Origin of the sequence: Alloalcanivorax venustensis, assembly GCF_047495515.1 — a bacterium.
Lineage (GTDB): Bacteria > Pseudomonadota > Gammaproteobacteria > Pseudomonadales > Alcanivoracaceae > Alloalcanivorax > Alloalcanivorax venustensis.
On sequence record NZ_CP179934.1, the window covers coordinates 2,926,374 to 2,952,982 of the forward strand.

A 26,609-nucleotide genomic window follows, 5' to 3' on the forward strand; every position below is an offset into this window, starting at 1 on the left:
AAGGCCCGCTCCCACAAAACCCGCTCCTACAAGCGGCGGCGCCAGCGGGCGGGGCTTTCGCCGCTCCAGTGGCGGAAGGCGCGGGTAAAGGCGCTGTGCTCGGAGTAACCGAGCAGCGCCGCCACGTCGGTGAGCTCCAGGCGCGGGTCGCGCAGGTATTCCTTGGCCAGCCGGTAGCGAGTGCGGGCCAGCAGCGCCTGGAAACTGTCGTCGCGCTCGCTGAGGCGCCGCTGCAGGGTGCGCACGCTGAGGTGGTTGGCCGCCGCCAGCGCCTCCAGGGTCGGGCGCCGTTCACGCATCAGCCGCGCCAGCTGCCCTTCCAGCGGGTCGGCGGCCTCGCCCTGGCGGGCCAGCAGCGCCTCCGCCTGGCGGTCGAGAATGGCCAGCAGGTTGGCGTCCGGCTCGCGCAGCGGCAGCGCCAGGTACTCCAGCGGCACCCGGATCACCGTCTCCGGCTGGTTGAAACGCACCTCACCGCCGAAGAAGCGTTCGTAGGGGCCGGTGTCCGCCGGCGGCGGATTGACGAAACAGACCCGCTCCACCAGCTGCGGCTCGCCGGTGAGATCGCGGGTCATCTGCACCACCGCGGCGATGCCGGTCTCGTCCACCAGCTGCCCGGACAGCCCCCGCTCCACGCCCCAGCGCACCTCCACCCGGTCGCCGTCCACCTCGATGCGCGCCGGGTTCACGTCGTAAATCAGCCGGTGATAGCGCTCCATGCGCGCCAGGGCCTGGCCCAGGTCGGCGCAGTTGAGCACCGCGTAGCCAAGCAGGCCGAAATGCCGCGGCGTGATGGTGCGGCCCACCGCCACCCCCAGGGCCGGATCGCCGAGCAAGGCGCTGGCGGTGGCCAGGCTCTGTTCCCAGAACCCCAAAGCGACCCGCTCCAGCCCCACCGGCGAGCGCTCCACCGGCATCGGCCCGAGCAGCGCCCGGGCGTCCTGGCCGCGCGCCTCCAGGTAGTCGTAAAGCAGCTGCACATAGGTGGCCGCCACGTAATTGCTGGTGGGCGGGGTGTTATGGGCGGCGCGGGAAACGGAAGTCATGGCGCCATTTGTCAAAAAATAGGAGGGCTCTGTCAAGCCCGGCGTGCCCCCACCCGGCTATCTTGATGTTATTGATCTGCATGATAAGCGGAGTGTTGGGACATGAACGATCTTCTTCAGCAGTTGGATTGGCGCACCCTGGTGCTGCCGGCCATGGTGCCGGTGTTCGTCGCCGTGCTGATCGCCGAGGCCTGGCGGTTCCGCGGCCAGGGCCGCCTCACGCTCAAGGACTCCATGGCCAGCATGGGGCTGGGCTCGCTGTACATGGTGTTCGACACCCTGGTGACGGTGACCCTGGTGGCGCTGATTTTTTCCTGGGCCTACCAGCACCGCCTGTTCGACATCACCATGACGCCGCTCACCGGCCTGCTGCTGTTCGTGTCCCTGGAGTTCTGCTACTACTGGTTCCACCGCGCCAGCCACCGCATCCGCTGGTTCTGGAGCGCCCATGTGGCGCACCACTCCAGCACCCTGATGAACTTCTCCACCGCCATGCGGCAAAGCGCCATCTACAGCATCGTCGGCAACTGGCTGTTCTATGTGCCGCTGGCGTTTCTCGGCTTCGAGCCGATCTGGGTGTTCTTCATGCTCACCGTGAACCTGGCCTACCAGTACTTCATCCACACCCAGTGGGTCGGCAAGCTGCACCCGGCGATTGAGTTCGTGTTCAACACGCCCAGCCACCACCGCGCCCACCACGGCCGCAACGCGGAATACATCGACCGCAACTACGGCGGCATTCTGATTCTCTACGACCGCCTGTTCGGCACCTTCGTGGAAGAGAAAGAGGACGTGCCGGTGGAGTACGGCATCACCCGGCCGGTGAACAGCCACAACCCGATCACCCTGACCCTGCACGAGGCCGTGGACATGTTTCGGGATGCGGCCCGGCCGGGGCCGCTCAAGCAGCGCCTGAAGCACTTTTGGGCGCCGCCGGAATGGCGGCGCGAGGACGATTAGCCGGCGGCCTTCTTGCGGTTGGCGCGGATGCGCAGGTTGAGCATTTCCACGCCGAAGCTGAACGCCATGGCGAAGTAGATGTAGCCCTTGGGAATGTGGAACTCCAGACCGTCGGCGATCAAGGCCGTGCCCACCAGCACCAGGAACGACAGCGCCAGCATCTTCAGCGTCGGGTGCTCGGTGATAAAGCGGCCGATGGCGTTGGCGAACACCATCATGAAGCCCACCGCGATCACCACCGCGATCACCATCACTTCAATGTGGTCGGCCATGCCCACCGCGGTGATCACCGAGTCCAGCGAGAACACCATGTCGAGAATCGCGATCTGAATCAGGATGCCCATGAAGGAGCCACCCACCTTGGGCTTGGCCAGTTCGTGGGTCTCGCCGGCGTCCTCAATGGAGTGGTGAATCTCCAGCACCGATTTCACCAGCAGGAACAGGCCGCCCAGTATCAGCACCAGATCGCGCCCGGAAATGCCCTGCCCCAGCACCATGAACAGATCGGCGGTGAGCTTGGTCAGCCAGGCCAGCGACGCCAGCAGGCCCAGGCGCATCACCATGGCCAGTGACAAACCGATCAGGCGCGCCTTGGGGCGCTGCTTCTCCGGCAGCCGGTCCACCAGGATGGACAGAAAGATAATGTTGTCGATGCCCAGCACGATTTCCAGGGCGGTCAGGGTGGCCAGGGCAATCCAGGCCTCCGGCATGGTGATCCATTCGAGCATGGTGAATCCCGGTTAAGTAAAACCGCCATTCGAAACCGGCGGCGGGCATCTTGCAAGCGAATTCAGTGGTACAGCGCCGAACCCAGGCGGGCCGCCACGCGGCGGTCCAGGTACGGCAGCCGCACCCGCCGTTTGCCGAGGCCGCCGCCGGCGGTGTCCACTTCCAGTTCGCTCATGCGGTAGCGCCGGTCGAACGGGCTGCGGGTGAGGCGAATCGCCTGAATGCGGTTGCGCGGCACCACCGCCAGCCGGCGCCACAGCCAGCCCCGGTGAAACAGCAGCAGGTCCGGCGTCAGCGCCCAGCGCGTGTACTTGGCGTACAGGTGACCGTGGATCAGCGCCAGGGGCACGCCGGCCAGCGGAAGCCACAGGCCGTGCACGCCCAGCCACCACAGCCCCGGCGGCAGCGTCAGCGCGGTCCAGCACCACAGCCACAATCGCGCCAGACGGTGGCGGGTACGGCTGGAGAGCGACTGCCACTCCGGCTGGTGGCCGGTCATGCCGGGCAAGGCGCGGGCGATCAGCGCCTCGGCCTGGGCCGGCGTGCAGATCGGCGCCAGCGGCCGGGCGCCGCCGCTTTGCCCGGCCTCCGGGTCGCCGCCGCCACCGGCCTGGTCGACCTGCAGCGCCACGCGCCGGAACAGCCGATGCAACGGCGTGGCCAGCTGGTGCACCACCTGAATGCGCGGCACCCGCAGGGTCACCGACACCCGGGTGAACAGGCCGTGGCGCACACGCAGATCGCTGCCCTGCTCGTCCAGACGGTAGCCGTAATACTTCACCAGCGCGGCCACCACGGACAAGATCTTACCCACCGCCAGCACCGCCACCAGCGTGGCCAGAGCGAGCAGCACCGCCACCGCCAGCCCCAGCTGATCCAGCCAGGCGACGCCGGCGTCGCGCAACACCGGCCCCAACAGGCGCTGCAGCGTCTCCACGTTCACCACCTGCATGAAAGCGCCCAGCACCGCGCCCACCCAGAGCAGATTGCGGTTATCGATCAGACCCAGCATCACCAGTTCGCCCGGCGGCAGGGTCAGCAAGGTGGTGCCTTCGGCGGGCTCGCCGGCGTCGTGATCGTCGGTCGATGTCGCGCCCTTCAGGGCGTCGCGGCGCGCGAACACGGTATCGCTGAGGGTGCGGGCGTCGTCCAGGGACAACACCCGGATGGTCGCTTCCGCGCCGCCGCCGCTGGAGGTCTCCACCTTGACGTCGGCGACGCCCAGCAGGCGGTGCAGCAGGTTGCGCTGGGTGTCGATGTTCTCGATACGGCGATAGTCGATCTGGCGCAGATTGCGGAAAATCAGGCCGTCGCGGATCACCAGGCCGTCGTCGGCGAAATCGTAGCGGTACACACACTGGTGCCAGAGCGCGCCCAGCGGCCCCAGCAACAGCAGCGGCACCACCACCCAGAACAGGCCGCCGCGCTCGGCGCCCAGCGCCACCGCCACGCCGATCGGGATCACCGCGCCCAGGCTGCCCACCAGCTGGAACACCCAGCTGAGCGGGTGCAGGCGTTTTTCCGGAAGCGGCTGGCCACCCTCATACCGCATCGCCGTCGCCTCCGTCGTCCTGGCGCAGCAGGGTGTCGCGCAGTGCCAGCGCGGTGTCGTGGTCGAGGCCGGGCAGCTCGTTGCAGGTGAAGCGGCTGCCGGCGGTGTACAGCTTCAGGGTGCCGACGCCGTAGCGGCGCTGCAGCGGGCCCTGGCTGACGTCGGAGTGCTGGATGCGCACCCGCGGAATGGCAATACGGTGACGCCAGAAAATGCCCTGGCGAATCACCAGGCCGTGCGGGTCGAGGCGGTAGCCCAGGTGCCGGAACCAGGCGCCGGGCAGCCACCAGGCCAGGCCGAACACCAGCAGCGTCCAGCCCAGGCACGCCAGCGCCAGCAGCGGGCCGGGGTCCAGCGGTAACAGCGTCAGGGCGGCGCCCACCGGCGCGCCCGCCAGCACCACGGCGGTGCCCAAGGCACGCAGGCGCCACACCGGCAAGGTGGCCGGGCTCACGGATTCAAGCGACATGCGGTTCCCCCAATGACGATGGCCATCAACGATGGATCAGTCAGGAGGATACCGCATCGATGCGGTGGCCAAGAACACCCGGCGTCAGTTGCGCGCTTCCTCGCGGGCCAGGTCCTGAATCAGCTGCCGCACCTGCTTGCGGTGCCGGCGGCTGGTCAGGCGTTTGCTGTCCCAGGTGGCGGGCACCAGCAGGCGGCCTTCGTCCAGGTCGCGGATCAGGAAGCGCCGTTCCACGCCGATGGGGTAATCGTCGGAGCCGTAGATGGCCACCAGCTGAATGGTCAGCGAGCGCAAACGCACAATGCCTTTTTCGCTTTCCGCCCGGTCGTCGCGGTGCTGATCCAGGCGCAGCCCCTCGCGCTGGGCGATGCGCTCGATGACGCTGTTGAAGGCGCCGATATGCACGAACTCACCGGCCCCGAGCGGCCCCTGGCGGGTGCTGTCGCTGAGCGACGGGGTATCACCGCTACTGTGCCGCTCGCGCTCCTCGTCGCCTTCCTGGTAATTCTGCTCCAGCTCGGTGACATCCTGGAAATAGGTGCCTTGGTCGGTTTCCAGGCGTGCAACGATGTGCTGAATGAAGATCGATTCGGCACTCATGTTGCTGATCAGGCAGAGGGCGTCGACACCCTTGTGGCGGCCCCGGTTGATCACCACCCGCGGGCGGCGCTGACGCTTGTAGCCGTTGTAAAGCAATTGCGCATAGACCACCCACACCATCAGCGTGGCGAAGCCGATCAATACGTTCAGAACGTCCTTATTTTGCGATATCCAGTCAAACATGCGTGAACTGTACCGCGCCGCGCCGGCCCGCTTTGCGAAAAGCTGTAAAACCTGAGCGCGCCGGCCCGGTATCGCCGCGGTCCATGGCGGTGATAGCCGGCGTTAGCCTTAAGGCCTGGTTCATGTGCCCGCAATAAGGGCGTAGTATCAAATCACCCAAGTACAGATACATCGCCAACTAAGGAGGTGCGCAGTGACACGGATTGGCCAGGACACCCTTAACAGCGCCAAGACCCTCGATGTCGGCGGCAAGACCTATCATTATTACGATATCAATGCCGTCGCCGATAAGGGCTGGGGTGATCTCAGCAAGCTTCCCTTTTCACTCAAGGTTCTTCTGGAAAACCTGCTCCGCCACGAAGACGGTGAATCCGTCACCGTGGAGGACATCGAAGGCCTGGTACGCTGGACCGAGAAGCGCGCTTCCGATCGCGAAATCAATTACCGCCCGGCACGGGTCCTGATGCAGGACTTCACCGGCGTGCCCGGGGTGGTCGATCTGGCCGCCATGCGCGACGCCATCGCCAAGGCCGGCGGCGACCCGCAGCGGATCAACCCGCTGGCACCGGTGGATCTGGTCATCGACCACTCGGTGATGGTGGACGAATACGGCACCCCGCAATCGTTCTCGCAAAACGTGGAACGGGAATACGAGCGCAACAAGGAACGCTATCAGTTCCTGCGCTGGGGCCAGAACGCCTTCAATAATTTCCGCGTGGTACCGCCGGGCACCGGCATCTGCCACCAGGTGAACCTGGAATATCTGGGCCGCGGCGTCTGGTACAGCGACACCGAGGACGGCAAGACCTTCGCCTACCCGGACACCCTGGTGGGCACCGATTCCCACACCACCATGATCAACGGCCTGGGCGTGCTCGGCTGGGGCGTGGGCGGCATCGAAGCGGAAGCGGCCATGCTCGGCCAACCGGTGGCGATGCTGATTCCCGAAGTGGTGGGCTTCAAGATCACCGGCAAAATGCGCGAAGGCATGACCGCCACCGACCTGGTGCTCACCGTCACCGAAATGCTCCGTTCGCGCGGCGTGGTCGGCAAATTCGTGGAGTTCTTCGGCGACGGCCTGGCCGATCTGAGCCTGGCGGACCGCGCCACCATCGGCAACATGGCACCGGAATACGGCGCCACCTGCGGCTTCTTCCCGATCGACGAGCGCACCATCGAATACCTGGAGCTGACCAACCGGCCCAAGGACGACATCGCGCTGGTGGAAGCCTACTGCAAGGCCCAGGGCCTGTGGCGCTCCAGCGACGATCCGGACCCGGAATTCAGCGACGTGCTGGAGCTCGACCTGGACGACGTGGTGCCCAGCCTGGCCGGCCCGAAGCGGCCCCAGGACCGCGTGCCGATGACCGAGGTGAAACGCACCATCATCGACGTGATCAGCCAGGAGCTGAAACTCAACGACGAGGAAATCAGCAAGCTCGAGGGCGAAGGCGGCCAGACCGCCATCGGCAACCACGAGCCGGGCAGCGGCGTGGAAGTGACCATGGACGGCAAGACCTTCCACCTGGATCACGGCGACGTGGTGATCGCGGCGATTACCTCCTGCACCAACACCTCCAACCCCAGCGTGATGATGGCCGCCGGCCTGATGGCGCAGAAAGCGGTGGAAAAAGGGCTGACCCGCAAACCCTGGGTGAAAACCTCCCTGGCGCCGGGCTCCAAGGTGGTCACCGACTACCTCAACAAAGCCGGCCTGCAGGACCCGCTGAACCAGATCGGCTTCGACCTGGTGGGTTACGGCTGCACCACCTGTATCGGCAACTCCGGGCCGCTGCCCGACGAGATCGACAAGGCCATCGCCGAGGGCGATCTGGTGGTCGCTTCGGTGCTGTCCGGCAACCGTAACTTCGAAGGCCGGATTCACCAGAGCGTGCGCACCAACTGGCTGGCGTCACCGCCGCTGGTGGTCGCCTACGCGCTGGCCGGCACGGTCAAGATCAACCTGGAAAAAGACCCGCTCGGCAAGGATAAGGACGGCAACGATGTGTTCATGAAGGACATCTGGCCGAGCAGCAAGGAAATCCAGGACGCCGTGGTGATGGTCGACCACGACATGTTCGAGAAACAGTACGCGAGCGTGTTCGAAGGCGACGAAACCTGGAAGAGCCTGCCGATTCCGGATTCCAAAACCTACGAGTGGAACAGCAAATCCACCTACATCCAGAACCCGCCGTTCTTCGACGGCCTGACCGCCGAGCTGGACGATGTGGAGCCGGTCAAGAACGCCCGCATCCTGGCGATGCTCGGCGACTCGGTGACCACCGACCACATCTCCCCGGCCGGCGCCATCAAGGCCGACAGCCCGGCGGGCCATTACCTGCAGGGCCACGACGTGGAGCCGATCGACTTCAACTCCTACGGTTCCCGGCGCGGTAACCACGAGGTGATGATGCGCGGCACCTTCGCCAATATCCGCATCCGTAACGAGATGACCCCGGAGATCGAAGGCGGCTACACCAAGCACTTCCCCGGTGGCGAGGAAATGCCGATCTACGGCGCCGCCATGCGCTACAAGAAGGACAACGTGCCCACCGTGGTGGTGGCCGGCAAAGAGTACGGCACCGGCTCCAGCCGCGACTGGGCGGCCAAGGGCACGCGCCTTCTCGGCGTGCGCGCGGTGATCGCGGAGAGCTACGAGCGCATCCACCGTTCCAACCTGATCGGCATGGGCGTGCTGCCCCTGCAGTTCCCGGAAGGCACCACGCGCAAAACGCTCAATCTCGACGGTACCGAGGAAGTGGACATTCCCAACCTGGGCAATGACCTCAAACCCAGCCAGGAAATCGAAGTGGTGTTCCGCAAGGACAACGGCAAGGAACAGACAGTGAAAGCGATCAGCCGTCTGGATACCGGCGCCGAAGTCACCTACTTCAAGAACGGCGGCATTCTCCACTATGTGCTGCGCCAGATGATGACCGACTGAGCGGTTCTTTTTTAAAAAGAACCCTCCCGATCAGGGGCGCCTCGGCGCCCCTTTTTTCTGCCTCTTTTCTTGTTCAGGCGCAAATATCATGCGCCTTCCGCATTTTAAGCGCCGCCCGTTTCTCAACGTTACTCTGTTATTGTAATAATAGAGCGGTTTCCCCATTGCAGGAACGCAATAAAAACAAAGAAACAGGAAGGAAGCCCACGTTATGGAACAAGCCATAAAACGCAAACCCAATGTGCATGCATTCCTCTATATTTATCGCAATCACGCCGCACAATTCTGGTGGTGCGCGGTGCCCTATGTGGACAGCCAGGGGCGCCGCCGGCAGCGGCGGCGGTCGTTCCGGGACAGCCGCCTGGGCGGCAAGAACGCGGCGCTGACGGCGGCCCGCGCCTGGCGCGACCAGGCGATCACCGACCCGCGGGTGCGCGTCGCCATGGGCGACCGCCGCCCGCTGGTGCTCTACGCCGGCGACGACAGCGGCCGCATCGGTGACGGCGGCAACCCGTTCGGGCTGGTGGGGGTCACCGCCACCTTCCGGGAAAAGCCCCTGGGCGGCAATTTCTCGGTCACCGCCAACCGGGGGCGCAAGAAATGGTTCTCCATGCGCCGTTATGGCGGCTACGGCGCTTTCCGGCGCGCCGTGCTGCAGCGCTGCAAGTGGGTCGGGGCGCCGGTGCCGGACGACGATGAGCTGCGTCACCGCTACCAGCAGTGGGCGCGGGACAACGAGACCCGCCTGCGCCGGCACGGCCTGGAGCCGTGAGCTGTCCGCGCCGGGCGGGCAGGACACCCTCCCGGCGCGCATTTATAATGCAAATCAATTAAACAAACCGCTTATTTTGTCAGGAATGGAAACCCGTTCCGCAACCCTCAAAATTCGCCCCACCGCCCGTCGTTTTTGATCGCCCCCTCACTGATCCCGTCATTTTGGTTAATTATTAGCCGAAAACAGCGCAAATACAGTTGTTTACATCAACAAAGTAGCCCTAAAAACCCTTTAGGGGAATGACTTGACAGTCACAAAAACCGCGTACTAAAGTGAAATTGAAGTTCATTATTTGAACCAATGATAATTTTTTAATGGCGTTCTTCGATAGAGCGCCCAATACCAACAACAATAACGGATGTACCTATGGGTGCTTATGTCCTGCGCCGTTTGCTGGCGTTGATTCCCACTCTCCTGATCGCCAGCGTCATCGTATTCGGAGTGGTGCGGCTGGTACCCGGCGACGTGCTCGACCTGATGCTGAGCGAGAACGCCTACTCCTCCAACGCCCCCGACGACCGTGCCCAACTTGAAAAAGCCCTGGGCATGGATAAGCCGCTCTACATGCAGTACCTGAGCTGGGCCGGCAACGCGCTGCGCGGCGACCTGGGCGAATCCCTGTGGCGCAACACCCCGGTCACCGAGGAGATCGGCGCCCGCCTGGGCGTGACCCTGGAGCTGGGCATCCTGGCGTTGCTGATCGCCCTGATCATCGCCTTGCCGGTGGGCATCTTCTCGGCGATACGCCAGGAGACCCTGGCCGACAACGTGGGCCGCAGTTTCTCGATCCTGGCCCTGGCGATTCCCAACTTCTGGCTGGGCACCCTGGTGGTGATCCTGCCGGCGCTGTGGTGGGGCTGGTCGCCGCCCACCGAGATGACGCCGTTCTTCGAGGACCCGATCGAAAACCTGAAAACCTTCCTGGTGCCCAGCCTGATTCTCGGCACCTCGCTGTCGGCGGTAATCATGCGCATGACCCGCACCATGATGCTGGAAGTGCTGCGCCAGGATTACATCCGCACCGCCTGGGCCAAGGGCCTGCGCGAGCGCAGCGTGGTGCTGGTGCACGCGGTCAAGAACGCCATGATTCCGGTGATCACCCTGGTCGGCATCCTGGTGCCGATCCTGTTCGGCGGCACCGTGATCATCGAACAGATCTTCCGTCTGCCCGGCCTCGGCCAGCTGCTGCTGGAGGCGGTCAGCACCCGCGATTACCCGATCATCACCGGCGTCTTTCTGGTCACCGGCGTGGTGGTAATGCTCGTCAATCTGATTGTGGATCTGTGCTACGGGTACCTCGACCCGAAAGTACGGTTCGACCGGTGAAACAGGAATCTCGAAGTATGAATGCATCCGTTGAACCGGCCGCTGTCACGGCCACCCCGGCGCGGCCCGCCAAACGCCGCAAGACCCTGCCCAAACCCCTGGCGTTCTGCGCCCGCCTGTGCCGGGAACGGCCGCTGGGCGCGGTGGGCGCGCTGATCTGCCTGTTGCTGCTGTTCACCGGCATTTTCGCCGACCTGATCGCGCCGCAGGGCTATAACGCCATCAACCCCATCGACCGGCTGAAAGCGCCGTCGGCGGAATACTGGTTCGGCACCGACCAGCTGGGCCGCGACATCTTCGCCCGCGTGGTGCACGGCGCGCGCCTGTCGGTGATCGTGGCGTTCGCCGCCACCACCCTGTCGATCGTGATCTCCGCGTTGCTGGGCATTCTCAGCGGCTACTTCGGCGGCCGCCTGGACATGTTCATTCAGCGTCTGGTGGACGGCTGGATGTGCTTCCCCGACCTGATTCTGCTGATCGTGGCGGTGGCCGTGCTCGGCCCCGGCACCTGGCAGATCATCGTGATTCTGGGGCTGCTGTTCGGCATCTCCGGCTCGCGGATCGTGCGCGGCGCGGTGCTCAGTGCCCGGCAGAACGTCTATGTGCACGCCGCCCAGTCCATGGGCGCGTCCAGCACCCGCATTCTCTGGCACCACATTCTGCCCAACGTGATGGCGCCGCTAATCGTGCTCTACACCACCCGCTTGGCGGCGGTGATCCTGGCGGAATCCGGCCTCAGCTTCCTGGGCCTGGGCATCCCGCCACCGTCACCGAGCTGGGGCGGCATGCTCAGCCTGGACGGGCGCAGCTATATGTTCCAGGCGCCCTGGCTGGCGATTATTCCCGGCATCGCCCTGACCGTGGTGGTGTTCGGCATCAACATGTTCGGCGACGCCCTGCGCGACATGCTCGACCCGCGCATGCGCGGCGGCAGCGGTCGCTACCTGGCACGCGTGAAAAGGGCCATCGGCGTATGAATATGAAAGCGCAAGACGTTACCCGCCGCACCCTGCTCGATGTGCAGGACCTGCACACCGTGTTCGAGAAAGACGGCAACGAGGTCCATGCGGTCAACCAGGTCAGCTTTGACGTGAAGGAAGGCGAGATCCTCGCCATCGTCGGCGAGAGCGGCTCCGGCAAGAGCATCACCGCCATGTCCCTGCTACGGCTGATCCCCAGCCCGCCGGGTCGCATCGTCGGCGGCCATGTGCTGTTCAACGGCGAGGACCTGCTGGACCTGGACGACGAGCAGATCCGCCGCCTGCGCGGCCGCGATATCGCCATGATCTTCCAGGAGCCGATGACCTCCCTGAACCCGAGCCTGCGCATCGGCCGGCAACTGGCGGAGCCACTGCGCGTGCACGGCTCGGTGCCCAAGGAGAAGGTCCGCGAGCGCTGCCTGGAGCTGCTGCGCCAGGTGCGCCTGGGCGACCCGGAAAAGCGCCTCGACGCCTACCCCCACGAGCTCTCCGGCGGCATGCGCCAGCGGGTGATGATCGCCATGGGGCTGGCCTGCCTGCCCAAGCTGCTGATCGCCGACGAGCCCACCACCGCCCTGGACGTGACGGTGCAGGCGCAAATCCTGGAACTGCTGCGCGACCTGGTGCGCGCCAACAACTCGTCGATGATGCTGATCACCCACGACCTGGGCGTGGTGGCCCGTTACGCCGACCGCATCAATGTGATGTACGCCGGCCGCATCGTGGAAAGGGGCACCGCGGAAGAGATTTTCCACCACCCCAAACACCCCTACACCCTGGGTCTGATGGAATCCATGCCGCGCCTGGACCAGGCCCCCGGCAGCCGGCTGACGCCGATTCCCGGCCAGCCGCCGGATCTCTCCGACCCGCCCCCGGGCTGCCCGTTTCATCCGCGCTGCCGCTTCGCCGAAGCGCGCTGTCGCAGTGAACGGCCGCCCCTGGAACAGATCACCGACAACCACTGGAAAGCCTGCTGGGTGGATACCGATGCCAAACGCTGAACCGCTTCTGCAAGTCTCCGACCTGCGCGTGCACTTCCCGCTGCAGGCCGGCCTGCTGGGCCGCAACGCCGGCACCGTGAAAGCGGTGGACGGGGTCGCCTTCCATATCGACCGCGGCGAAACCCTGGGCCTGGTGGGCGAATCCGGCTGCGGCAAGTCGACCACCGGCCTGGCCATGCTGCGCATGAGCCCGCTCACCGACGGCCGCATCCATTTCGACGGCGAGGACATCACCCACCCGGACAAGCCGGCGCTGAAGCGGCTGCGCCGGCGCATGCAGATGGTCTACCAGGACCCGTTCGGCGCGCTCAACCCGCGCATGAAGGTGCTGGACATCGTCGGCGAGCCGCTGCGCGTGCACCGCCTTACCCAGGGCCGCGCCGCCTACCGGGAAAAAGTCATGGGGCTGCTGGAAAAAGTGGGCCTGAAAGCGGAGATGGCCGACCGCTACCCGCACGAATTTTCCGGCGGCCAACGCCAGCGCATCGGCATCGCCCGGGCGCTGGCCGCCGACCCGGAGCTGATCATCTGCGATGAGCCAGTGTCCGCCCTGGACGTATCGATCCAGGCCCAGGTGATCAACCTGCTGGAAGACCTGCAAAAAGAGCTGGGCCTGACCTATCTGTTCATCGCCCACGATCTGGCGGTGGTGCGCCACCTGTGCCACCGCATCGTGGTGATGTACCTGGGCCGGGTGGTGGAAGTGGCCGACCGCGAAACCCTCTACGACAACCCCCAGCACCCCTACACCCAGGCGTTGCTGGGCGCGATCCCGATCGCCAACCCGGACCCGGAGGTGCAACAGCACTTCAACCCGTCACTGAGCGGCGAAGTGCCCAGCCCCATTGATCCGCCGCCGGGGTGCCCGTTCCACCCGCGCTGCCCCCACGCCACCGAGCTGTGCCGCCGGGAAGCGCCGCGCGCCCTGGAAATCGAAGATCGCCATAGCGTTGCCTGCCATTTGCATGACCCGGACCGGGCCCAGGCCATGGCCGGCAACCTTTAACAAAATAACAAAACGAGGAGAGCATCATGAATTTGCGTACACCGAGAATCGCCCTGTCCCTGGCGGCCACCGCCGCCCTGGCCTGGGCCGGGCCGGCCGCGGCGGAAACCCCGCAAACCGACGGCACCGTCAATGTTTCCACGGTCTACCGCACCCTGGACGCCACCACCTGGGACCTGCAGCGCTGGACCTGGAAGGGCAACCACGACAACCTGCAAATGGAGTCGCTGCTGCGCGGCGATCTTCAATACGGCCCGCGCGGCAGCAACGAAAACAGCTTCGTCGAGCAGGCCTACATTCCCTACGGCCAGCTGGAAGGCAGCCTGGCGGAAAGCTGGGAAGTGAAAGAAGACCCCATGCGCGTGGTGTTCCATCTGCGCGAGGGCGTCTACTGGCAGGAAGTGCCCGGCGTCATGGAAAGCCGCGAACTGGTGGCCAACGACGTGATCACCTCGTTCAAAAGCCGCTGGGACAACCCGCGCGCCATTCCCACCTTCTGGGACTTCGTGGAACGCTGGGAAGCCCCGGACGAGCACACCGTGGTGGCGCACTTCAGCAAATTCCACGGTAACTGGCCGTACCGCCTGGCCTGGGGCTACTACGACGGCATCCTGCCGCCGGAATGGCAAAACCTGAGCGAAGACGAGCGCGCCGACTGGAAAAACGCCGCCGGCACCGGCCCCTACCGCATCGCCGACATCCAGACCGGCCGTCAGCAGGTTTATGAAAAGAACGACAACTACTGGGACACCACCACCATCGACGGCGAGGAATACCAGCTGCCGCTCAATGAAAAAGTGGTCTATCACATCATCAAGGACGAATCGAGTTCGGTGGCGGCGCTCAGCTCCGGCCGCGTGGACATCATGGAAGCGATCCGCTGGCAGCTGGTCGACCAGCTGAAGAAAACCGCCCCGGAGCTGGAATTCCGCAAGCACGTGGCCACCCAGGGCACCTACATCGCCCTGAAGACCGACGAAAAGCCCTTCGACGACGTGCGCGTGCGCCGCGCCATGAACCTGGCCATCGACCAGCGCGCCATTCTCTCCTCGCTGCTCAACGGCGAAGGCGAGCTGCTCAACTACCCGTTTGCGCAGCGCTGGACCGAGTTCTACACCCCGTTGGAGGACCTCTCCCCCGCCGCCAAGGAACTGTTCAGCCATAACCCGGAAAAAGCCAAGAAACTGCTCGCCGACGCCGGCTACCCGAAAGGCTTCAGCTTCGACGTCCAGGTCTGCTCCTGCAGCCCCTATCACATGGACGTGGTCGCCATGCTGCAGGCGTACTACCAGCAGGTGGGCATCAACATGAACGTGAAAACGCTGGAATACGGCGCCTTCCGTTCCAACATGCGCGGCGACAACCAGGCCGGCGGCTACCTGATGAACAACGGCTCCGGCAACCCCATCCAGGTCCTGCGCAAGAGCTTCATGACCGGCCAGACCTGGAACGCCTCACGTTACTCCAACGAGGATTTCGACAAGAAGATCACCGCCGCCATCCATGAGCCGGACAACGAAAAACGCAACGCCAGCATCCGCGAGCTGAACGACTTCATCATCGAGGAAGCGGTACCGCACGTCTGGCTGCCCACCGAAATGGTGTACTCCGCCTGGTGGCCCTGGGTGAAGAACTACCACGGCGAAACCCGCATCGGCGCGGTCAAGCCCAACGCCATCTACGCCCGCATCTGGATCGACCAGGAACTCAAGGACAAGATCCTCAACGACTAAGTCCGCTTCGGACTAAACACTTCTCCATCATGCGGAGCCTCCGGGCTCCGTTTTTTTTGGCTTGTGGGAGCGGACCTTGTGGGAGCGGGCCCTGCCCGCGAAAGGGAGCGAAGCTCCCGGCAGGATGCCAGGGGGCTATCTAAAGGCAGCACAAACAGCGTCTCTGGTATCCTGCCGGGTGGCTGAAGCCACCCTTTCGCGGGCGGGGCCCGCTCCTACAAGCATCTTCCTGCAGGCCTTGATAGACTCGGGAATTTCCGGTCCCACTTAGATCGTATTGTGTATGGCTTCCATTCGTTTCATCGTCATGCTGGCATTGCTGTCGCCTTTTCCAGCCTTGGCCGGTAACGCAGACCGCACCGCCGCCGAGGAAGAGAAAAGCGCCGCCGCCCGCGAGCAGCAGGAACTGCTGGAACGCGCCGACGACCTGCGCCGCCAGCAGGAGACCACCGAAGCCCTGCTGCGCAAGCAGGAACGGTACTTGCAGGTATTAGAACAACAACTAAAACAACTCAAGGAGGCCTCCGATGAAGAGCCTGCCTCATAGCACTCTCCACGGCCCCGGCCATGCTTAAACGACTGCGCCGCTGGCTGTTCGGCGGGCCTCCGGCGCCGGGCGCCTCGTTCGCGCCGGCGCGCCCCGCCGAGCCGCCGCCCCCCGCGCGTGAGCCCGCACCCGCCGTGGCCGCCGACCCGGCGCCGGATTCAGCAACGTCGGGCCTGCCGTTCGAAATCCGCCCCTACCGGGACGGCGACGCGGCGGCGCTGGCCCGGGTGTTCCGCGACGCCATTCTGGTCACCGCCGCCGATCACTACGACGCTGACCAGCGTCGGGCCTGGAGCGCCGCCGCCGACGACCCGGCCTTTCCGGCGGATCTCGCCAAGGGCCTGACCATGGTCGCCGAATGGCAGCAGGAAACCGCCGGCTTCGCGCAGCTGGTGGACGACCGCATCACCCTCATCTACGTCCACCCGGACACCGCCCGCCTGGGCATCGCCACCCTGCTCTACCAGCATCTCGAGGACGAAGCGCGCATCCAGGGCCGCGAGCGCCTGGTCACCGAAGCCAGCCAGGTGGCCCACCACTTCTTCCTGTTCCTCGGTTTCCAACCCGACGCCGAGGAAACCGTGGAACGCGACGGCGTCGCCCTCACCCGCTGGCGCATGCACAAACCCCTGATCTGAAATAAAAAAAGCCGCTTCTGGGGGGAGAAGCGGCAAGGGGGGTAAGAATCAGCGTCTTCGGTTCGGGGATTACAACTTCGCGGTCAGCTTGGCGACCTGCTCACCCTGGTAGCGGGCCAGGCCCAGCTCCTTGTCGCTGGGCTGACGGCTGCCGTCCGGCCCGGCGATGGTGCCCGCGCCGTAGGGGGTGCTGCCGTGCACTTCCTTGATGTCCATCTGCGCCTGCTCGGGGTCGGCGTAGCCCAGCGGCACGATGATGAAGCCGTGGTGCGCCAGCGTGGTCCAGGTGGAGGTGATGGTGGTTTCCTTACCGCCGCCGGTGCCGGTGGAGGTGAACACACTGGCCACCTTGCCGGCGAGTGCGCCCTTGGCCCACAGACCGCCGGTCTGGTCCCAGAAGGTGCGCATCTGGCCGCTCATGTTGCCGAAGCGGGTGGGGGTACCGACGATTACCGCGTCGTAGTCCTTCAGCTCTCCGGGTTCGGCCACCGGTGCCGCCTGGTCGGTCTTGCCGCCGGCCGCCTTGAAGGCGTCCTCGGGCATGGTCTCGGCGACGCGCTTGATGTCGACCTGCACGCCTTCAACGCGGCGGGCCCCTTCGGCCACGGCGTCCGCCATGGCTTCGATATGGCCGTACATGGAATAGTAAAGAACCAGAATGCGTTTCATCGGAACCTCCAGTTTGTTCGCAGTCGTCTGCAAAAGATGATGCAACTGTACGCCTGAAGGTTCGGTGAAAGCACAGGGCTGGGCAGAACGGATTGATCAGATTTTTCTATCTATTAACTCCGCCCCTTACAGCGGCGGCTCGGTGACGGCGCGCTCACCGTCGCCGAACATGGAGGCCAGCGCGCGGTGCTGGGCGTTACGGCCGCGCCGGCGTTGCCGGGCTTCCAGGCCGGGCAGCCAGCGCTGGGCGCTGTAGCCGAGCAGGCGCGGCACCAGGGTGAGCAGCGGGTACCAGGGCGTCACCCCGGCGGGCAGGCCCAGCTGGCCCATCTTCTCCCGGTCCAGGAAGTAGCGGCTCACGCTCAGATGCTGCCGGTACAGCAGCCACCGGCGCGGGCCCTGGAAGCGCTTGAAATGCCGCTCCAGCGGCTCCCGGGCCAGGGCCGCCCCCAGCTCGCGGCTGGTCCAGTCCGGCCGGCTCTGGGTCATCAGGCAGTGGTGCAGCCGCACCGCGCCGTCCTGTTCGTTGAACGCCAGCCATTGCTCGTCCACGCCCATCACCCAGCAGGCGTAGCTCCACAGGTGCATCACAGCGCGTGCCTCGCGGCCGGTGACCGGCACGCCCAGTTTGCGCAGCCCGCCCAGCATCACCACGCTGAACCCCAGGTAGGTGGCCGCCATGTCGGTCTGGCACAGCGGCAGGCCCCAGCGGGCCGCGTCCCACTCCTGGCGGCCGCTGAGGTTGCGGCGCACCAGGCTGTGCACCAGCCGCACCCGCAGGGTGGTCTTGAAGCCCTCGCCGAAACGGTCCAGCCCACCCGGCTCGGTGCAGTCGATCCACCATTTGCCGGTTTCCGCCACGCGCCGGGCGGTGCCCTGGCTGAGCGCGCCGGTGAGCACCAGCGACTGGTTGAAGCCGGACAACAGGTAGCCGCCCATCAACGCCAGATCGCGCAGCACATAGGTGGCGGTGAGCCCGGTGCGGTGGATAAAGCGGGCGCCCTCGTCGATCAACGCCGGATCCACCCAGTCCGGGCGGCGGTCGACACGTTCGAAGAACGACCGCAGCGGTTCCGGCGCCGCCGGCACCGCGTCGATGCCCTGCTCCAGGGCCTGCTCGAACAGCGCCCGCCCCTCGCGGGTGCCGTGGTCGTACATCCAGTCCACCAGGCTGTCCATGGCCGGGTCACCGTGCCACAGGCCCTCGGTTGCCGCCTGGTACTCCGCCTCGCTGGGCGCCAGCGGGCGGCCCAGAAAGCGGCGCAGCAGGTACGGCGTGGGCGCCTGGGTCTTGGCGTAGGGCCGGGCGCGTTCAGGCACGGCGGGCGGCTGGGCGGACGCGTTCATGGCGGGCTCCGGTGGCTCTGGCGGTTATCGAGGTTGTTGCGATGTCCGCACTCTAATGCGAATATGTATTCGCATTCAATTCGCATTCCAGCGTCGCTTACCCCAGGAGTCGCCATGCGCAAACATCCCCGCCAGCGGCGCTCCCGGCAACTGGTGGACAGCCTGATCGAAGCCACCGGCCGGGCGCTGGTGGAATACGGGCTGGACCACACCACCACGGTGCGCATCGCCGAGATCGCCGGGGTCAGCGTGGGCTCGCTGTACCAGTATTTCGAAGGCAAGGAGGCGCTGGTCGAGGCGCTGATGGACAAGCTCGCCGGCGACATCGCCCAGGGCCTGCGCCGCCTGCCCCTGGCGGACAGCGCCGGCCTGCGCGAGACCGTGGAGGGCGCCATCCGCTTCGGCTTCGCGGTGCTGCACTCCCGCGACGGCCTTTACCTGGAGCTGGTGCGCAACTGGCACCGGCTGCCCACCAACCGGGTCGCCGACGCGCTGCAGCAGCACTTCATGGAGCTGTCCCGGCTCTATTTCATCAAACACTACCGCGACTACCCGATCGAGGATCTGCAGGTGCGCGTGTTCATCGTCGCCAACAGCGTGCTGTTCACCATGGTGCGCCACGCCAGCCAGAACGACGCCCTGCTGCGCGAGGACGACATCGCCGCCGGTCTTACTGATATGGTAGTAGGCTATATGACCCATTGAGGTGGAACCCCATGGACGACAAGAACCCCGCTGAAGGACAACGCCACCTGGCGGTGCTGATCGACGCGGACAACGCGCCACCGGCCATCGTCGAAGGCCTGTTCGAAGAGATCGCCAAATACGGCGTCGCCAGCGTGAAACGCATTTACGGCGACTGGACCAAGCCCAACCTGGGCGGCTGGAAGAAGGTGCTGCTGGACTATTCCATCCAGCCGGTGCAGCAGTTCGCCTACACCCAGGGCAAGAACGCCACCGACAGCTCGCTGATCATCGACGCCATGGACCTGCTCTACACCCGGGAGCTGGGCGGCTTCTGTCTGGTCTCCAGCGACAGCGATTTCACCCGCCTGGCGGCGCGCCTGCGCGAGGCCGGCGTCACCGTTTACGGCTTCGGCGAGAAGAAAACGCCAAACCCGTTCGTGGCCGCCTGCGACAAATTCATCTACACCGAGATTCTGCGCGCCGACGCGGAAGAGCCGGCGCCCGCCAAGAGCGGCGGCGCCGACAGCGGCAAGGCGGCGGACAAGCCGGCCCAGGCGCAGGCCGCCAAGGCCCAGAGCGACAAGGAAAAGCCGCCGCTCAACTTTATCGCCCGGGTGATCGAGGACATCTCCGACGACGAGGACTGGGTGCACCTGGGCGCGCTGGGGCAGAACCTCAACAAACGCAGCCCGGCGTTCGACACCCGCCTCTACGGCTTCAAGAAACTCAGCGAGCTGCTCAAAGCCCACCCCAACCGCTTCGAAGTACAGGAAGCCGGCGGCAGCGGCGGCAGCAAAGCCTTACGGGTCCGCAACAAGCGCAAACGCTAGCTAGAGGCACCTTGTGCGAGCGGGCCCCGCCCGCGAAAGGGTGGCGCCAGCCACCCGGCAGGATTCCAGAGACGCTGTTCGTGGTGCCCTTAGACAGACCTCTGGGATCCTGCCGGAAGCTTCGCTTCCTTTCGCGGGCAGGGCCCGCTCCCACAAGAGCCCGCTTCAGCGCACCAACCAGAGGCTCAGCTGCGGGATATAGGTGATCGCCAGCAAGGCGATCACCAGCACCAGCATGAACGGCAGCGTGGCGGCGAACAGCTCGGTGATCGATTTGCGGAACCGGTAGCTGGCGATGAACAGGTTCATGCCCACCGGCGGCGTGATGTAGCCGATCTGCATGTTGGCCACGAAGATAATCCCCAGGTGCACCGGGTCGATGCCGTAGCGCAATGCCACCGGCAGAATCAGCGGCACCATGATCACCAGCGCGGCGAAGATATCCAGGAAGGCGCCCAGCACCAGAAGCAGAATGTTGAGCAGCACCAGGAAGGCGATCTTGCTCTGCACATGGGTCTGGATGAACTGGAACAGCTGCTCGGGAATGCCGGCGTACACCAGGTAATCGGCGAACGCCTGGGCCACCGCCAGAATCAGCAGAATGCCGCCCACCATGACCATCGCCTCGCGGGTGATGCCCGGCAGCCGCCGCAGCGGAATCTCGCGGTACAGGAACACCTCGGCGAACAGCACGTAGAGCGCGGTCACCGCCGCCGCCTCGCTGACCACCAGGAAGCCGGAGAAGATACCGCCCAGCACCACGAACGGCAGCGGCAGCTCCCAGCGGGCTTCCCAGAGCGCGTCGATCAGCTCGCGGGTGCGGAACGCCTGGCGCGGCACCGGCGCCTCGCGGTTGGCCCACAGGCAATAGAAATACAGCAGCACCACCATCAGCAGCGCCGGGCCGATCCCCGCCAGATACAGATCGACGATCTCCACCGCCGGCATCGCCAGTTGCTGCGACAGCTGCTGGGCGATAATGCCGTAGATCAGCAGCGGCACCGAGGGCACCAGCAGCAGGCCCAGGCTGCCCGACGAGGTCACCAGGCCGAGGCTGAAGCGGCGCGGGTAACCGGCCTTCACCAGCGCCGGCAACAGCAAGGCGCCCAGCGCCACGATGGTGACACCGGAACCGCCGGTGAGCGCGGTGAAGAAGGCGCAGGCAATCAACGCCACGAACGCCATGCCGCCGGGCATCCAGCCGAACGCCGCCTGGCTCAGGCGCACCAGCCGGTCGGCGGTGCGCGACTCACTGAGCAGGAAGCCGGCGAAGGTGAACAGCGGCAGCGCCATCAGCACCACCGAATCCGAAAGCTGGTAGATATCGATGTGCAGCACCGCCAGCGGCGAGCCCTGGGTGTAAAAGCCCAGCGCGGCGGCGCCCAGCAGCACCGCGAACAGGGGCGCGCCCAGCAGCGCCAGCAACAGCAGAACCAGCACGGCGATCCAGATCATGCCACCGGCTCCCGCATGCTGGGCCGCCGGCCGCGCAGCCCCAGGCCGAACAGCACCAGGTAACGCAGCGCCATCACCGTGAAGCCGAGCGGGATCACCGCCTGCAACAGCCAGCTCGGCACGCCGGCGAAGGCGGTGGCGCCGAACTGGTACTCCTCGATTACGAACTGAACGCTGTACCAGCCGGTCAGCATGCAAATGCCCGCAGTGAACAGGTCCACCAGCCCGGTGACCCAGGGCAGCAGCCGTTCCGGCAGAAAGTTGGCGGCCAGATCAATGCGGATGTGCTCGTCCTTGCGCGAGGCGATCATCGCGCCCAGCAGGCCGATCCACAGCACCGCGTTGCGCAGCAGCGGCTCCGCCCACACCAGGCTGACGCCGCCGAAGTTGCGCAGGCCGATCTGCGCCACCGCCAGCAGCACCATGCCCAACAGCACGGTGACGATCAGACCGTCCTCGAAGCGGTGCAGCCAGAACAGCAGGCGGCGCATTTATTCGGCCGTGTCGCGGTGGGCCTCAAGGATGCGGTGCAGCCGGTCGAGCATGTCGCGGCTCAGCTCGCCCTCTTCCACCAGTTCATTGGTGGCCTTGTCGGCGTAGCGCTTCCATTCGGCGCGTTGCTCGTCGCTGGGCTTGACCAGCTCCAGGCCCTGGTTGCGCACCGCCTGGAAGGCGTCCTTGTTCTGCTCGCGGCTGTCCCGGTCGATGGTGTCGAAGGCGCTTTCCAGCACCCGGCGCACCACCGCCCGGTCGTCCTCGGCGAGGCGGTCGAAGTGGCGCTTGTGGATCGCCAGCAGGCCGTAGGTGTAGAGCAGCGGCAGGTCGGTGACGTAATCCACCCGCGAGTACCACTGCAAGGTGAGCGCGGCCACCGGCGGCGCCGCGAAGGCGTTGACCGCGCCGGTCTGCAGCGAGGTCAGCACCGAGCCGATGTTGAGCACGATCGGTGACAGCCCCAGGGTGTCGGCGGCGTTGGCGGAGGCGCTGTCGCCGGAGGGCAGCCACAGCTTCTGGTCGCGCAGGTCGTCCAGGCTGCGCACCGGGTTGGCGGACATGATGTAGGCGAAGCCGCCGTCCACCAGCCCGAAGCTGACCCAGCCGTTGTCTTCCAGCCCCTGCTGGATCAGCGGGTCCAGCTCGGCGCGGGCGGCGTCCACCTCGGCGTAGTTATTGAAGGTGAGCGGCACGTTGAGAATCTGGCTGTCCGCGTAGGCGCCGGCGAAGGCCCCGCCCTGAGCCATCTGACCGTGCAGCTGCCCGACGCGAATCTTGCGCTGCACCGCCCGGTCGTCGCCCATCACGCCACCCGGGTAGATCTTCAGGCTGACCCGGCCGTCGGTTTCCTGCTCGATGGTGTCGCCCGCCTGCTTCAGCGCCTTCACCACCGCCGTGCCGTCCGGATACAGCGTGGAAATCTTCAGGGTGGTGGCGAAGGCCAGCACCGGGAACAGGGCCAACACGGCCACGGCGGTTCTCAACATCGTTCTCTCCATCATCAAAAAACGGCTCCTTTGTGGGAGCGGGCCCCGCCCGCGAAAGGCAAGCTTTGCTTGCCGGCAGGATCCCAGAGCGCCCTCTACCCGCAGCATAAGCACCCTCTCTGGTATCCTGCCGGCCGGCGTTGCCGGCCTTTCGCGGGCGGGGCCCGCTCCCACAAGGCCTGCTCCCGCAGGCCTCAGAAATAATCGTCAGCGCCATCCAGAAGCTGCTGCGCCTGCTCCTTGGCGTAGGTGTTCTGCAGCGTCAGGTCGGGCACGTCCGGCTCGGCGTCGAGCACCTGGCGCAGCTGCTCGTCGTGCAGCTCGCGGTCAAACACCAGACGCGCGTAGTGCTCCGCGAACAGCACCCGCGCCAGCAGGTTGCGGCCCTCGGAAAGCGCCACCGCCCGCTCGAAATGGTCGCGCGCCTGCTCCGGGCGGCCGCCCAGGCTGGCCGGCAGGATGCTGTTGAGCACACCCAGGTACATATGCGCCTGACCGTAGCGGTAGTCTTCGTCCAGCGCCACCACCCGTTCCATCAGCAGCCGTACCCGGGACAGCTCCGCCACCGCGTTCCAGTCCTCGGTGTGGGTCTGGATGTAGCCGGCCCAGGCGCCGCCCAGGGAAAACAGCACCGGCACGTCGTCCTGGCCGGCCTCGTCGAGCAGCGCCTCGAACGCCGGCACCTCGATGTCGCGCAGGTCGCAGTAGTCGCCGTCGTGGGCGCAGGCGCCGCGCAGAGCGTAGGCCAGCGCCTTTTCGTTCAGGCGCGCGGCGCGCGCTTCGTCGTCCACGAACACGCCGGCGTAGGCGCCGTACAGGTCGGCGCCGGTCATCAGCAGGCCGCTGCGCTCCGGCCAGTTGACGATCAGCCCGTCCACCATCAACAGATAGGAGGGCAGGCCCGCCTCGACGGTGGCCAGATCGTTGTTCTGCATCACCGCGCGACCCAGGCTGTCGTCCAGACGCGCCACCCCGCAGCCGGTCAAAAGCAGTGCCAGCATTGGCCCCATCAGGTATTTGGCTATTCGCATGTCGGTACCATTACTACTCCGTCTCTGGAATCCTGCCGGAGGCTTCGCCTCCTTTCGCGGGCGGGGCCCGCTCCTACCCGCCTTTGTAATAGCGGGCGCGGCGGTAGAGGCCGATGCCCGCGCCCAACGCCGCGCCGGTGATCAGGCCGGACACATGCGCGGCGTTGGCGACGATGTCCGCCAGCCCTACATAACAGATCACCAGCCAAACCAGCATCAATATCACAATCTCCCGGCGCAGCTGATACCCGGCCGCCGGGTTGGTCTTGCCGTACAGCCATAGATAGCCGAGCAACCCGTAAACCACCCCGGAAAGCCCGCCGAAGCGCGGCCCGGTGTCCATGAACTGGGCCAGGTTGGAGACCGCCGCCACCAGCAGCGTGATCCAGATCAATTGGAAGCTGGACTGGAAGCGCTCGATCAAACGGCCCAGGTCACTCCACCACAGCAAGTTGAAGATGATGTGAAGCACCGAGAAATGCAGCAGCATCGGGCTGAACAGCCGCCACGGCTGGGCCGCCAGGCCGTCCAGGCTTTGCGGGAACATCAGCGCGTAATAGATATCCGGGCCGATCACATAGGGCGAGACGTAGATCAGCGCGGTCACCACCAGCACCGTGCGCGTCACCGGCCCCATGCTGGCGAACCAGCCGCCGGAAAACACCTGCTGGCGCGGCAGGCCGGTGACCGGCTCGCTGGCCTGCCAGGCGTTGTCCTGCCAGCGGCGCGCCCCGGGGTCACGCAGGAACGCCTCGGCAATCCGGCGTGCCTCGTCATGGCGCGCCGGATCCTCAAGGAACAGCACGAACTCGCCGTCGCCGGCTTCCTCGCGGGTGCGGATACCCTCACGGCCCAGCACATGGGCCAGTTGCCGGGCCAGCTTCTCGTTGTTCAGGCGCACCAATTCAAGCATTCCAATCCTCTTTGTCGGCCAGCACTTCCACCGCCTCCCAGAAACAGTCCCAGTGCCCGCCGCAGCTTAGCAGCACCTCCTGAAACGTCCCCACCAGGCCGTAATAGTCATGGACGCCGTTCAGGCGGGCATTGTTCAACCGCCCCTCGAAAAAGCCGGCGTAGGCGCGCAGGGCCGGCAGCTGCTCGGCGCGGGCCCGGTAGTTCTCGCGCAGACCTTCGATCAGCGCCGCTTTGCGCTCGGCCATGGTGGCTTCATCGGCGCCGCTGGCGTACAGCTCGCCCAGTTGCTCGCGGGTCTCCCCCACCAGGGCCAGAAAGGCGTCGCGGGCGCGGTCGCGCTGTTGCCAGCGGTCCAGGTCCACCTGCAGATCGTGGCGCGCCAGATAGCGCAGCGTGCCCTCGCGGGCCACCATGGTGGCCAGGGACTCATTGAAACGGGTGTCGTCGCGGATATACAGCCGCCGGTGGACCAGCTCATGAATCAGCAGCTCCACCAGGGCCGGGCCGGAGCGGTCGATCATCGGCGTGGTGAGCGGGTCCGCGAACCACCCCAGGGTGGAGTAAGCAATGGCGCCGCCCACGTAGGTGTCCTGCCCCTCCGCGTCGAGCTTCTCGGCCAGGGCCTCGGCGTCGGCGCGGTCGAAGTAACCGCGGTAGCTCAGGCACCCCAGCAGCAGGTAGCACCAGGTGCGCGGCTCCAGGGAATACGGCGGCGCGGCGACCACGTTCCAGACCACCGCGTCGTCGCGCAGATGCACGTAGTCCTGGTAGACGTTACGCGCCGGCAGCGCCAGGGACTCATCGGCGAACGTGAGCACATCACCGGCCAGGGCCAGTTGCCGGCGCACCGCCACCGGTGTTTCCGGATCGGCCACCACGTCGGCCACCGGCTGGCGGGCGCCCATCAGGTCCATGTGGCCCTTCACGGCCTGGCCGTAGTAGCCGAGCTGGCAACCCGACAAGGCCAGCCACAAGCCACAAGCTACAAGCCGCAAGCAGGCGGAGGGAAGCGGCCCCCTCCCCGCTTGTCGCTTGGGGCTTGTGGCTTGAAACCGGTTCTCAGGCACGGGACATGAACTTCCGCTCGGAGGTGTTCACCTTCACCTTTTCGCCCTCCTGGATGTACTCCGGCACCTGGACCACCAGGCCGGTCTCCAGGGTGGCGGGCTTGGTGCGGGCACTGGCGGAGGCCGCCTTCATCGCCGGCGTGGTCTCGGTGATGGTGAGCACCACCGACAACGGTAGCTCCAGGCCGATCACCGAATCCCCTACCTTCAGGGCCAGCAGGCCGTCACAGCCCTCGGTGATGAACGGCAGCTCGTCGCGGATATCCTCGGCCTTGAGCGAGTATTGGGAGAAATCCTCGTCGTCCATGAACACATGGTCGTCGCCGTCCACGTAGGAGAAATGCACTGGCCGGCGCAGCAACTCCACGGTGGGCACGTCCTCGTCGCCCTTGTAGCGCTCCTCGAACTTGGGCCCGCCGCCCACCGCGGCGGCGCGCACCCGGTACAGCGTGGCCGCGCCCCGCGCCGAGGGAGAATTCACCTCGATCTGGCGGATCACGAACAGGGAGCCGTTGTGTTCAATAACGTCGGATTTTTTCAGGTCGCTGGCGCGGGTCACGGGCCTTCCTCATGGCAACTCAAAACGGCGCCAATAGTAGCAGGCCCGGCACCGTCGCCGGTAGGCCGGGTCATGCCAA

At 65.7% G+C, this 26,609-nt stretch carries 26 protein-coding genes; 12 read left to right on the top strand and 14 right to left on the bottom strand.

The features are described from left to right. Nucleotides 1–26: 26 nt before the first annotated feature. Nucleotides 27–1,046, bottom strand: a complete 1,020-nt coding sequence (locus ACMG4O_RS13700) for an AraC family transcriptional regulator (protein ID WP_142949892.1) — start codon at nt 1,044–1,046, stop codon at nt 27–29. Between the two features lie 102 nt (nt 1,047–1,148). On the opposite strand from ACMG4O_RS13700, the gene ACMG4O_RS13705 reads away from it, so the two are divergent. After that, on the top strand, nt 1,149–2,006 hold the full coding sequence (locus ACMG4O_RS13705) for a sterol desaturase family protein (RefSeq protein ID WP_142949893.1): 858 nt from the start codon (nt 1,149–1,151) through the stop codon (nt 2,004–2,006). On the opposite strand, the gene ACMG4O_RS13710 is transcribed toward ACMG4O_RS13705, so the two are convergent. From ACMG4O_RS13710 to ACMG4O_RS13725, 4 genes are all read right to left on the bottom strand, one after another. Continuing rightward, nucleotides 2,003–2,734, bottom strand: a complete 732-nt coding sequence (locus ACMG4O_RS13710; RefSeq protein WP_142949894.1) for a TerC family protein — start codon at nt 2,732–2,734, stop codon at nt 2,003–2,005. The genes ACMG4O_RS13705 and ACMG4O_RS13710 overlap by 4 nt on opposite strands. A gap of 62 nt (nt 2,735–2,796) precedes the next feature. Continuing rightward, the gene (locus tag ACMG4O_RS13715; RefSeq protein ID WP_414433967.1) at nt 2,797–4,287 is read right to left on the bottom strand and encodes a PH domain-containing protein; all 1,491 of its coding nucleotides are present in this window, start codon (nt 4,285–4,287) and stop codon (nt 2,797–2,799) included. Continuing rightward, nucleotides 4,277–4,756 (bottom strand): PH domain-containing protein, encoded by a 480-nt coding sequence (locus ACMG4O_RS13720; RefSeq protein WP_370185212.1) that lies wholly within the window; start codon nt 4,754–4,756, stop codon nt 4,277–4,279. Before ACMG4O_RS13720 ends, ACMG4O_RS13715 begins: the two co-directional genes overlap by 11 nt. Nucleotides 4,757–4,840: 84 nt before the next feature. Further along, a complete protein-coding gene (locus ACMG4O_RS13725; protein WP_142949897.1) occupies nt 4,841–5,539 on the bottom strand; it encodes a hypothetical protein in 699 nt (232 codons plus the stop codon). Between the two features lie 193 nt (nt 5,540–5,732). Between ACMG4O_RS13725 and acnA the strand changes: the two genes are divergently transcribed. From acnA to ACMG4O_RS13770, 9 genes are all read left to right on the top strand, one after another. Then, a complete protein-coding gene (gene acnA, locus ACMG4O_RS13730) occupies nt 5,733–8,483 on the top strand; it encodes an aconitate hydratase AcnA (protein WP_370202689.1) in 2,751 nt (916 codons plus the stop codon). A 211-nt stretch (nt 8,484–8,694) separates the two neighbouring features. Then, on the top strand, nt 8,695–9,255 hold the full coding sequence (locus ACMG4O_RS13735) for a hypothetical protein (RefSeq protein ID WP_335629830.1): 561 nt from the start codon (nt 8,695–8,697) through the stop codon (nt 9,253–9,255). Between the two features lie 369 nt (nt 9,256–9,624). Next, nucleotides 9,625–10,584: an ABC transporter permease gene (locus ACMG4O_RS13740; RefSeq protein ID WP_142949900.1), complete on the top strand. Its 960-nt coding sequence runs from the start codon at nt 9,625–9,627 to the stop codon at nt 10,582–10,584. Nucleotides 10,585–10,601: 17 nt separating this feature from the next. Next, the gene (locus ACMG4O_RS13745; protein ID WP_414433968.1) at nt 10,602–11,561 is read left to right on the top strand and encodes an ABC transporter permease; all 960 of its coding nucleotides are present in this window, start codon (nt 10,602–10,604) and stop codon (nt 11,559–11,561) included. 2 nt (nt 11,562–11,563) lie between these two features. Then, nucleotides 11,564–12,565 carry an ABC transporter ATP-binding protein gene (locus tag ACMG4O_RS13750; RefSeq protein ID WP_414433969.1) on the top strand — a complete coding sequence of 334 codons (1,002 nt, stop codon included), beginning with the start codon at nt 11,564–11,566 and terminating at the stop codon, nt 12,563–12,565. Further along, nucleotides 12,552–13,571: an ABC transporter ATP-binding protein gene (locus ACMG4O_RS13755; protein WP_194856071.1), complete on the top strand. Its 1,020-nt coding sequence runs from the start codon at nt 12,552–12,554 to the stop codon at nt 13,569–13,571. The genes ACMG4O_RS13750 and ACMG4O_RS13755 overlap by 14 nt, the downstream gene beginning before the upstream one ends. Nucleotides 13,572–13,597: 26 nt before the next feature. After that, nucleotides 13,598–15,304 (top strand): ABC transporter substrate-binding protein, encoded by a 1,707-nt coding sequence (locus tag ACMG4O_RS13760; protein ID WP_142949904.1) that lies wholly within the window; start codon nt 13,598–13,600, stop codon nt 15,302–15,304. 283 nt (nt 15,305–15,587) lie between these two features. Beyond that, a complete protein-coding gene (locus ACMG4O_RS13765) occupies nt 15,588–15,851 on the top strand; it encodes a hypothetical protein (protein ID WP_194856069.1) in 264 nt (87 codons plus the stop codon). A 20-nt stretch (nt 15,852–15,871) separates the two neighbouring features. Next, complete coding sequence (locus tag ACMG4O_RS13770; RefSeq protein ID WP_370212408.1) at nt 15,872–16,489, top strand: GNAT family N-acetyltransferase; 618 nt, start codon at nt 15,872–15,874, stop codon at nt 16,487–16,489. Between the two features lie 69 nt (nt 16,490–16,558). Here the strand turns inward: ACMG4O_RS13770 and wrbA are convergent, their stop codons facing one another. Together wrbA and ACMG4O_RS13780 are read right to left on the bottom strand one after the other, a co-directional pair. Beyond that, on the bottom strand, nt 16,559–17,158 hold the full coding sequence (wrbA, locus tag ACMG4O_RS13775) for an NAD(P)H:quinone oxidoreductase (RefSeq protein WP_142949907.1): 600 nt from the start codon (nt 17,156–17,158) through the stop codon (nt 16,559–16,561). A 126-nt stretch (nt 17,159–17,284) separates the two neighbouring features. Further along, entirely contained in the window at nt 17,285–18,505 is a 1,221-nt protein-coding gene (locus tag ACMG4O_RS13780) for an oxygenase MpaB family protein (protein ID WP_142949908.1), read from the bottom strand. A gap of 114 nt (nt 18,506–18,619) precedes the next feature. Between ACMG4O_RS13780 and ACMG4O_RS13785 the strand changes: the two genes are divergently transcribed. Next, nucleotides 18,620–19,210, top strand: coding sequence for a TetR/AcrR family transcriptional regulator (locus tag ACMG4O_RS13785; protein WP_414433970.1), 591 nt, complete (start codon nt 18,620–18,622; stop codon nt 19,208–19,210). Nucleotides 19,211–19,221: 11 nt separating this feature from the next. Continuing rightward, entirely contained in the window at nt 19,222–20,022 is an 801-nt protein-coding gene (locus ACMG4O_RS13790) for an NYN domain-containing protein (protein WP_414433971.1), read from the top strand. A 165-nt stretch (nt 20,023–20,187) separates the two neighbouring features. Here ACMG4O_RS13790 and ACMG4O_RS13795 read toward each other — a convergent pair whose 3' ends face one another. The 7 genes from ACMG4O_RS13795 to yeiP all read right to left on the bottom strand — a co-directional run bounded on the left by ACMG4O_RS13795 (nt 20,188) and on the right by yeiP (nt 26,530). Next, the gene (locus tag ACMG4O_RS13795) at nt 20,188–21,477 is read right to left on the bottom strand and encodes a TRAP transporter large permease (protein WP_142949911.1); all 1,290 of its coding nucleotides are present in this window, start codon (nt 21,475–21,477) and stop codon (nt 20,188–20,190) included. Beyond that, the gene (locus tag ACMG4O_RS13800) at nt 21,474–21,968 is read right to left on the bottom strand and encodes a TRAP transporter small permease (RefSeq protein WP_335629835.1); all 495 of its coding nucleotides are present in this window, start codon (nt 21,966–21,968) and stop codon (nt 21,474–21,476) included. The genes ACMG4O_RS13795 and ACMG4O_RS13800 overlap by 4 nt, the downstream gene beginning before the upstream one ends. Further along, nucleotides 21,969–22,958, bottom strand: coding sequence for a TRAP transporter substrate-binding protein DctP (gene dctP, locus ACMG4O_RS13805; protein ID WP_142949913.1), 990 nt, complete (start codon nt 22,956–22,958; stop codon nt 21,969–21,971). It lies immediately after the preceding gene. 194 nt (nt 22,959–23,152) lie between these two features. Then, complete coding sequence (locus ACMG4O_RS13810; RefSeq protein ID WP_335629837.1) at nt 23,153–23,989, bottom strand: TRAP transporter TatT component family protein; 837 nt, start codon at nt 23,987–23,989, stop codon at nt 23,153–23,155. Nucleotides 23,990–24,062: 73 nt separating this feature from the next. Continuing rightward, nucleotides 24,063–24,902 (bottom strand): rhomboid family intramembrane serine protease, encoded by an 840-nt coding sequence (locus ACMG4O_RS13815; protein WP_335629838.1) that lies wholly within the window; start codon nt 24,900–24,902, stop codon nt 24,063–24,065. Next, nucleotides 24,895–25,878, bottom strand: coding sequence for an aminopeptidase (locus ACMG4O_RS13820; RefSeq protein ID WP_414433972.1), 984 nt, complete (start codon nt 25,876–25,878; stop codon nt 24,895–24,897). Before ACMG4O_RS13820 ends, ACMG4O_RS13815 begins: the two co-directional genes overlap by 8 nt. 85 nt (nt 25,879–25,963) lie before the next feature. Next, the gene (gene yeiP, locus ACMG4O_RS13825; RefSeq protein ID WP_414433973.1) at nt 25,964–26,530 is read right to left on the bottom strand and encodes an elongation factor P-like protein YeiP; all 567 of its coding nucleotides are present in this window, start codon (nt 26,528–26,530) and stop codon (nt 25,964–25,966) included. Between the last annotated feature and the right edge of the window lie 79 nt (nt 26,531–26,609).

Excerpts from the sequence above, each read along its gene's own strand:
- ACMG4O_RS13705 (WP_142949893.1), top strand. The coding sequence starts at position 1,149 with ATGAACGATCTTCTTCAGCAGTTGGATTGGCGCACCCTGGTGCTGCCG.
- ACMG4O_RS13745 (WP_414433968.1), top strand. The coding sequence starts at position 10,602 with ATGAATGCATCCGTTGAACCGGCCGCTGTCACGGCCACCCCGGCGCGG.
- ACMG4O_RS13740 (WP_142949900.1), top strand. The coding sequence starts at position 9,625 with ATGGGTGCTTATGTCCTGCGCCGTTTGCTGGCGTTGATTCCCACTCTC.
- wrbA (WP_142949907.1), bottom strand. The coding sequence starts at position 17,158 with ATGAAACGCATTCTGGTTCTTTACTATTCCATGTACGGCCATATCGAA.
- ACMG4O_RS13720 (WP_370185212.1), bottom strand. The coding sequence starts at position 4,756 with ATGTCGCTTGAATCCGTGAGCCCGGCCACCTTGCCGGTGTGGCGCCTG.
- dctP (WP_142949913.1), bottom strand. The coding sequence starts at position 22,958 with ATGTTGAGAACCGCCGTGGCCGTGTTGGCCCTGTTCCCGGTGCTGGCC.
- ACMG4O_RS13715 (WP_414433967.1), bottom strand. The coding sequence starts at position 4,287 with ATGCGGTATGAGGGTGGCCAGCCGCTTCCGGAAAAACGCCTGCACCCG.
- ACMG4O_RS13710 (WP_142949894.1), bottom strand. The coding sequence starts at position 2,734 with ATGCTCGAATGGATCACCATGCCGGAGGCCTGGATTGCCCTGGCCACC.
- ACMG4O_RS13750 (WP_414433969.1), top strand. The coding sequence starts at position 11,564 with ATGAAAGCGCAAGACGTTACCCGCCGCACCCTGCTCGATGTGCAGGAC.
- ACMG4O_RS13815 (WP_335629838.1), bottom strand. The coding sequence starts at position 24,902 with ATGCTTGAATTGGTGCGCCTGAACAACGAGAAGCTGGCCCGGCAACTG.
- ACMG4O_RS13780 (WP_142949908.1), bottom strand. The coding sequence starts at position 18,505 with ATGAACGCGTCCGCCCAGCCGCCCGCCGTGCCTGAACGCGCCCGGCCC.
- ACMG4O_RS13810 (WP_335629837.1), bottom strand. The coding sequence starts at position 23,989 with ATGCGAATAGCCAAATACCTGATGGGGCCAATGCTGGCACTGCTTTTG.
- ACMG4O_RS13785 (WP_414433970.1), top strand. The coding sequence starts at position 18,620 with ATGCGCAAACATCCCCGCCAGCGGCGCTCCCGGCAACTGGTGGACAGC.
- ACMG4O_RS13735 (WP_335629830.1), top strand. The coding sequence starts at position 8,695 with ATGGAACAAGCCATAAAACGCAAACCCAATGTGCATGCATTCCTCTAT.
- ACMG4O_RS13765 (WP_194856069.1), top strand. The coding sequence starts at position 15,588 with ATGGCTTCCATTCGTTTCATCGTCATGCTGGCATTGCTGTCGCCTTTT.
- ACMG4O_RS13760 (WP_142949904.1), top strand. The coding sequence starts at position 13,598 with ATGAATTTGCGTACACCGAGAATCGCCCTGTCCCTGGCGGCCACCGCC.
- ACMG4O_RS13700 (WP_142949892.1), bottom strand. The coding sequence starts at position 1,046 with ATGACTTCCGTTTCCCGCGCCGCCCATAACACCCCGCCCACCAGCAAT.
- ACMG4O_RS13770 (WP_370212408.1), top strand. The coding sequence starts at position 15,872 with ATGCTTAAACGACTGCGCCGCTGGCTGTTCGGCGGGCCTCCGGCGCCG.
- ACMG4O_RS13800 (WP_335629835.1), bottom strand. The coding sequence starts at position 21,968 with ATGCGCCGCCTGCTGTTCTGGCTGCACCGCTTCGAGGACGGTCTGATC.
- ACMG4O_RS13790 (WP_414433971.1), top strand. The coding sequence starts at position 19,222 with ATGGACGACAAGAACCCCGCTGAAGGACAACGCCACCTGGCGGTGCTG.
- ACMG4O_RS13755 (WP_194856071.1), top strand. The coding sequence starts at position 12,552 with ATGCCAAACGCTGAACCGCTTCTGCAAGTCTCCGACCTGCGCGTGCAC.
- ACMG4O_RS13725 (WP_142949897.1), bottom strand. The coding sequence starts at position 5,539 with ATGTTTGACTGGATATCGCAAAATAAGGACGTTCTGAACGTATTGATC.
- ACMG4O_RS13795 (WP_142949911.1), bottom strand. The coding sequence starts at position 21,477 with ATGATCTGGATCGCCGTGCTGGTTCTGCTGTTGCTGGCGCTGCTGGGC.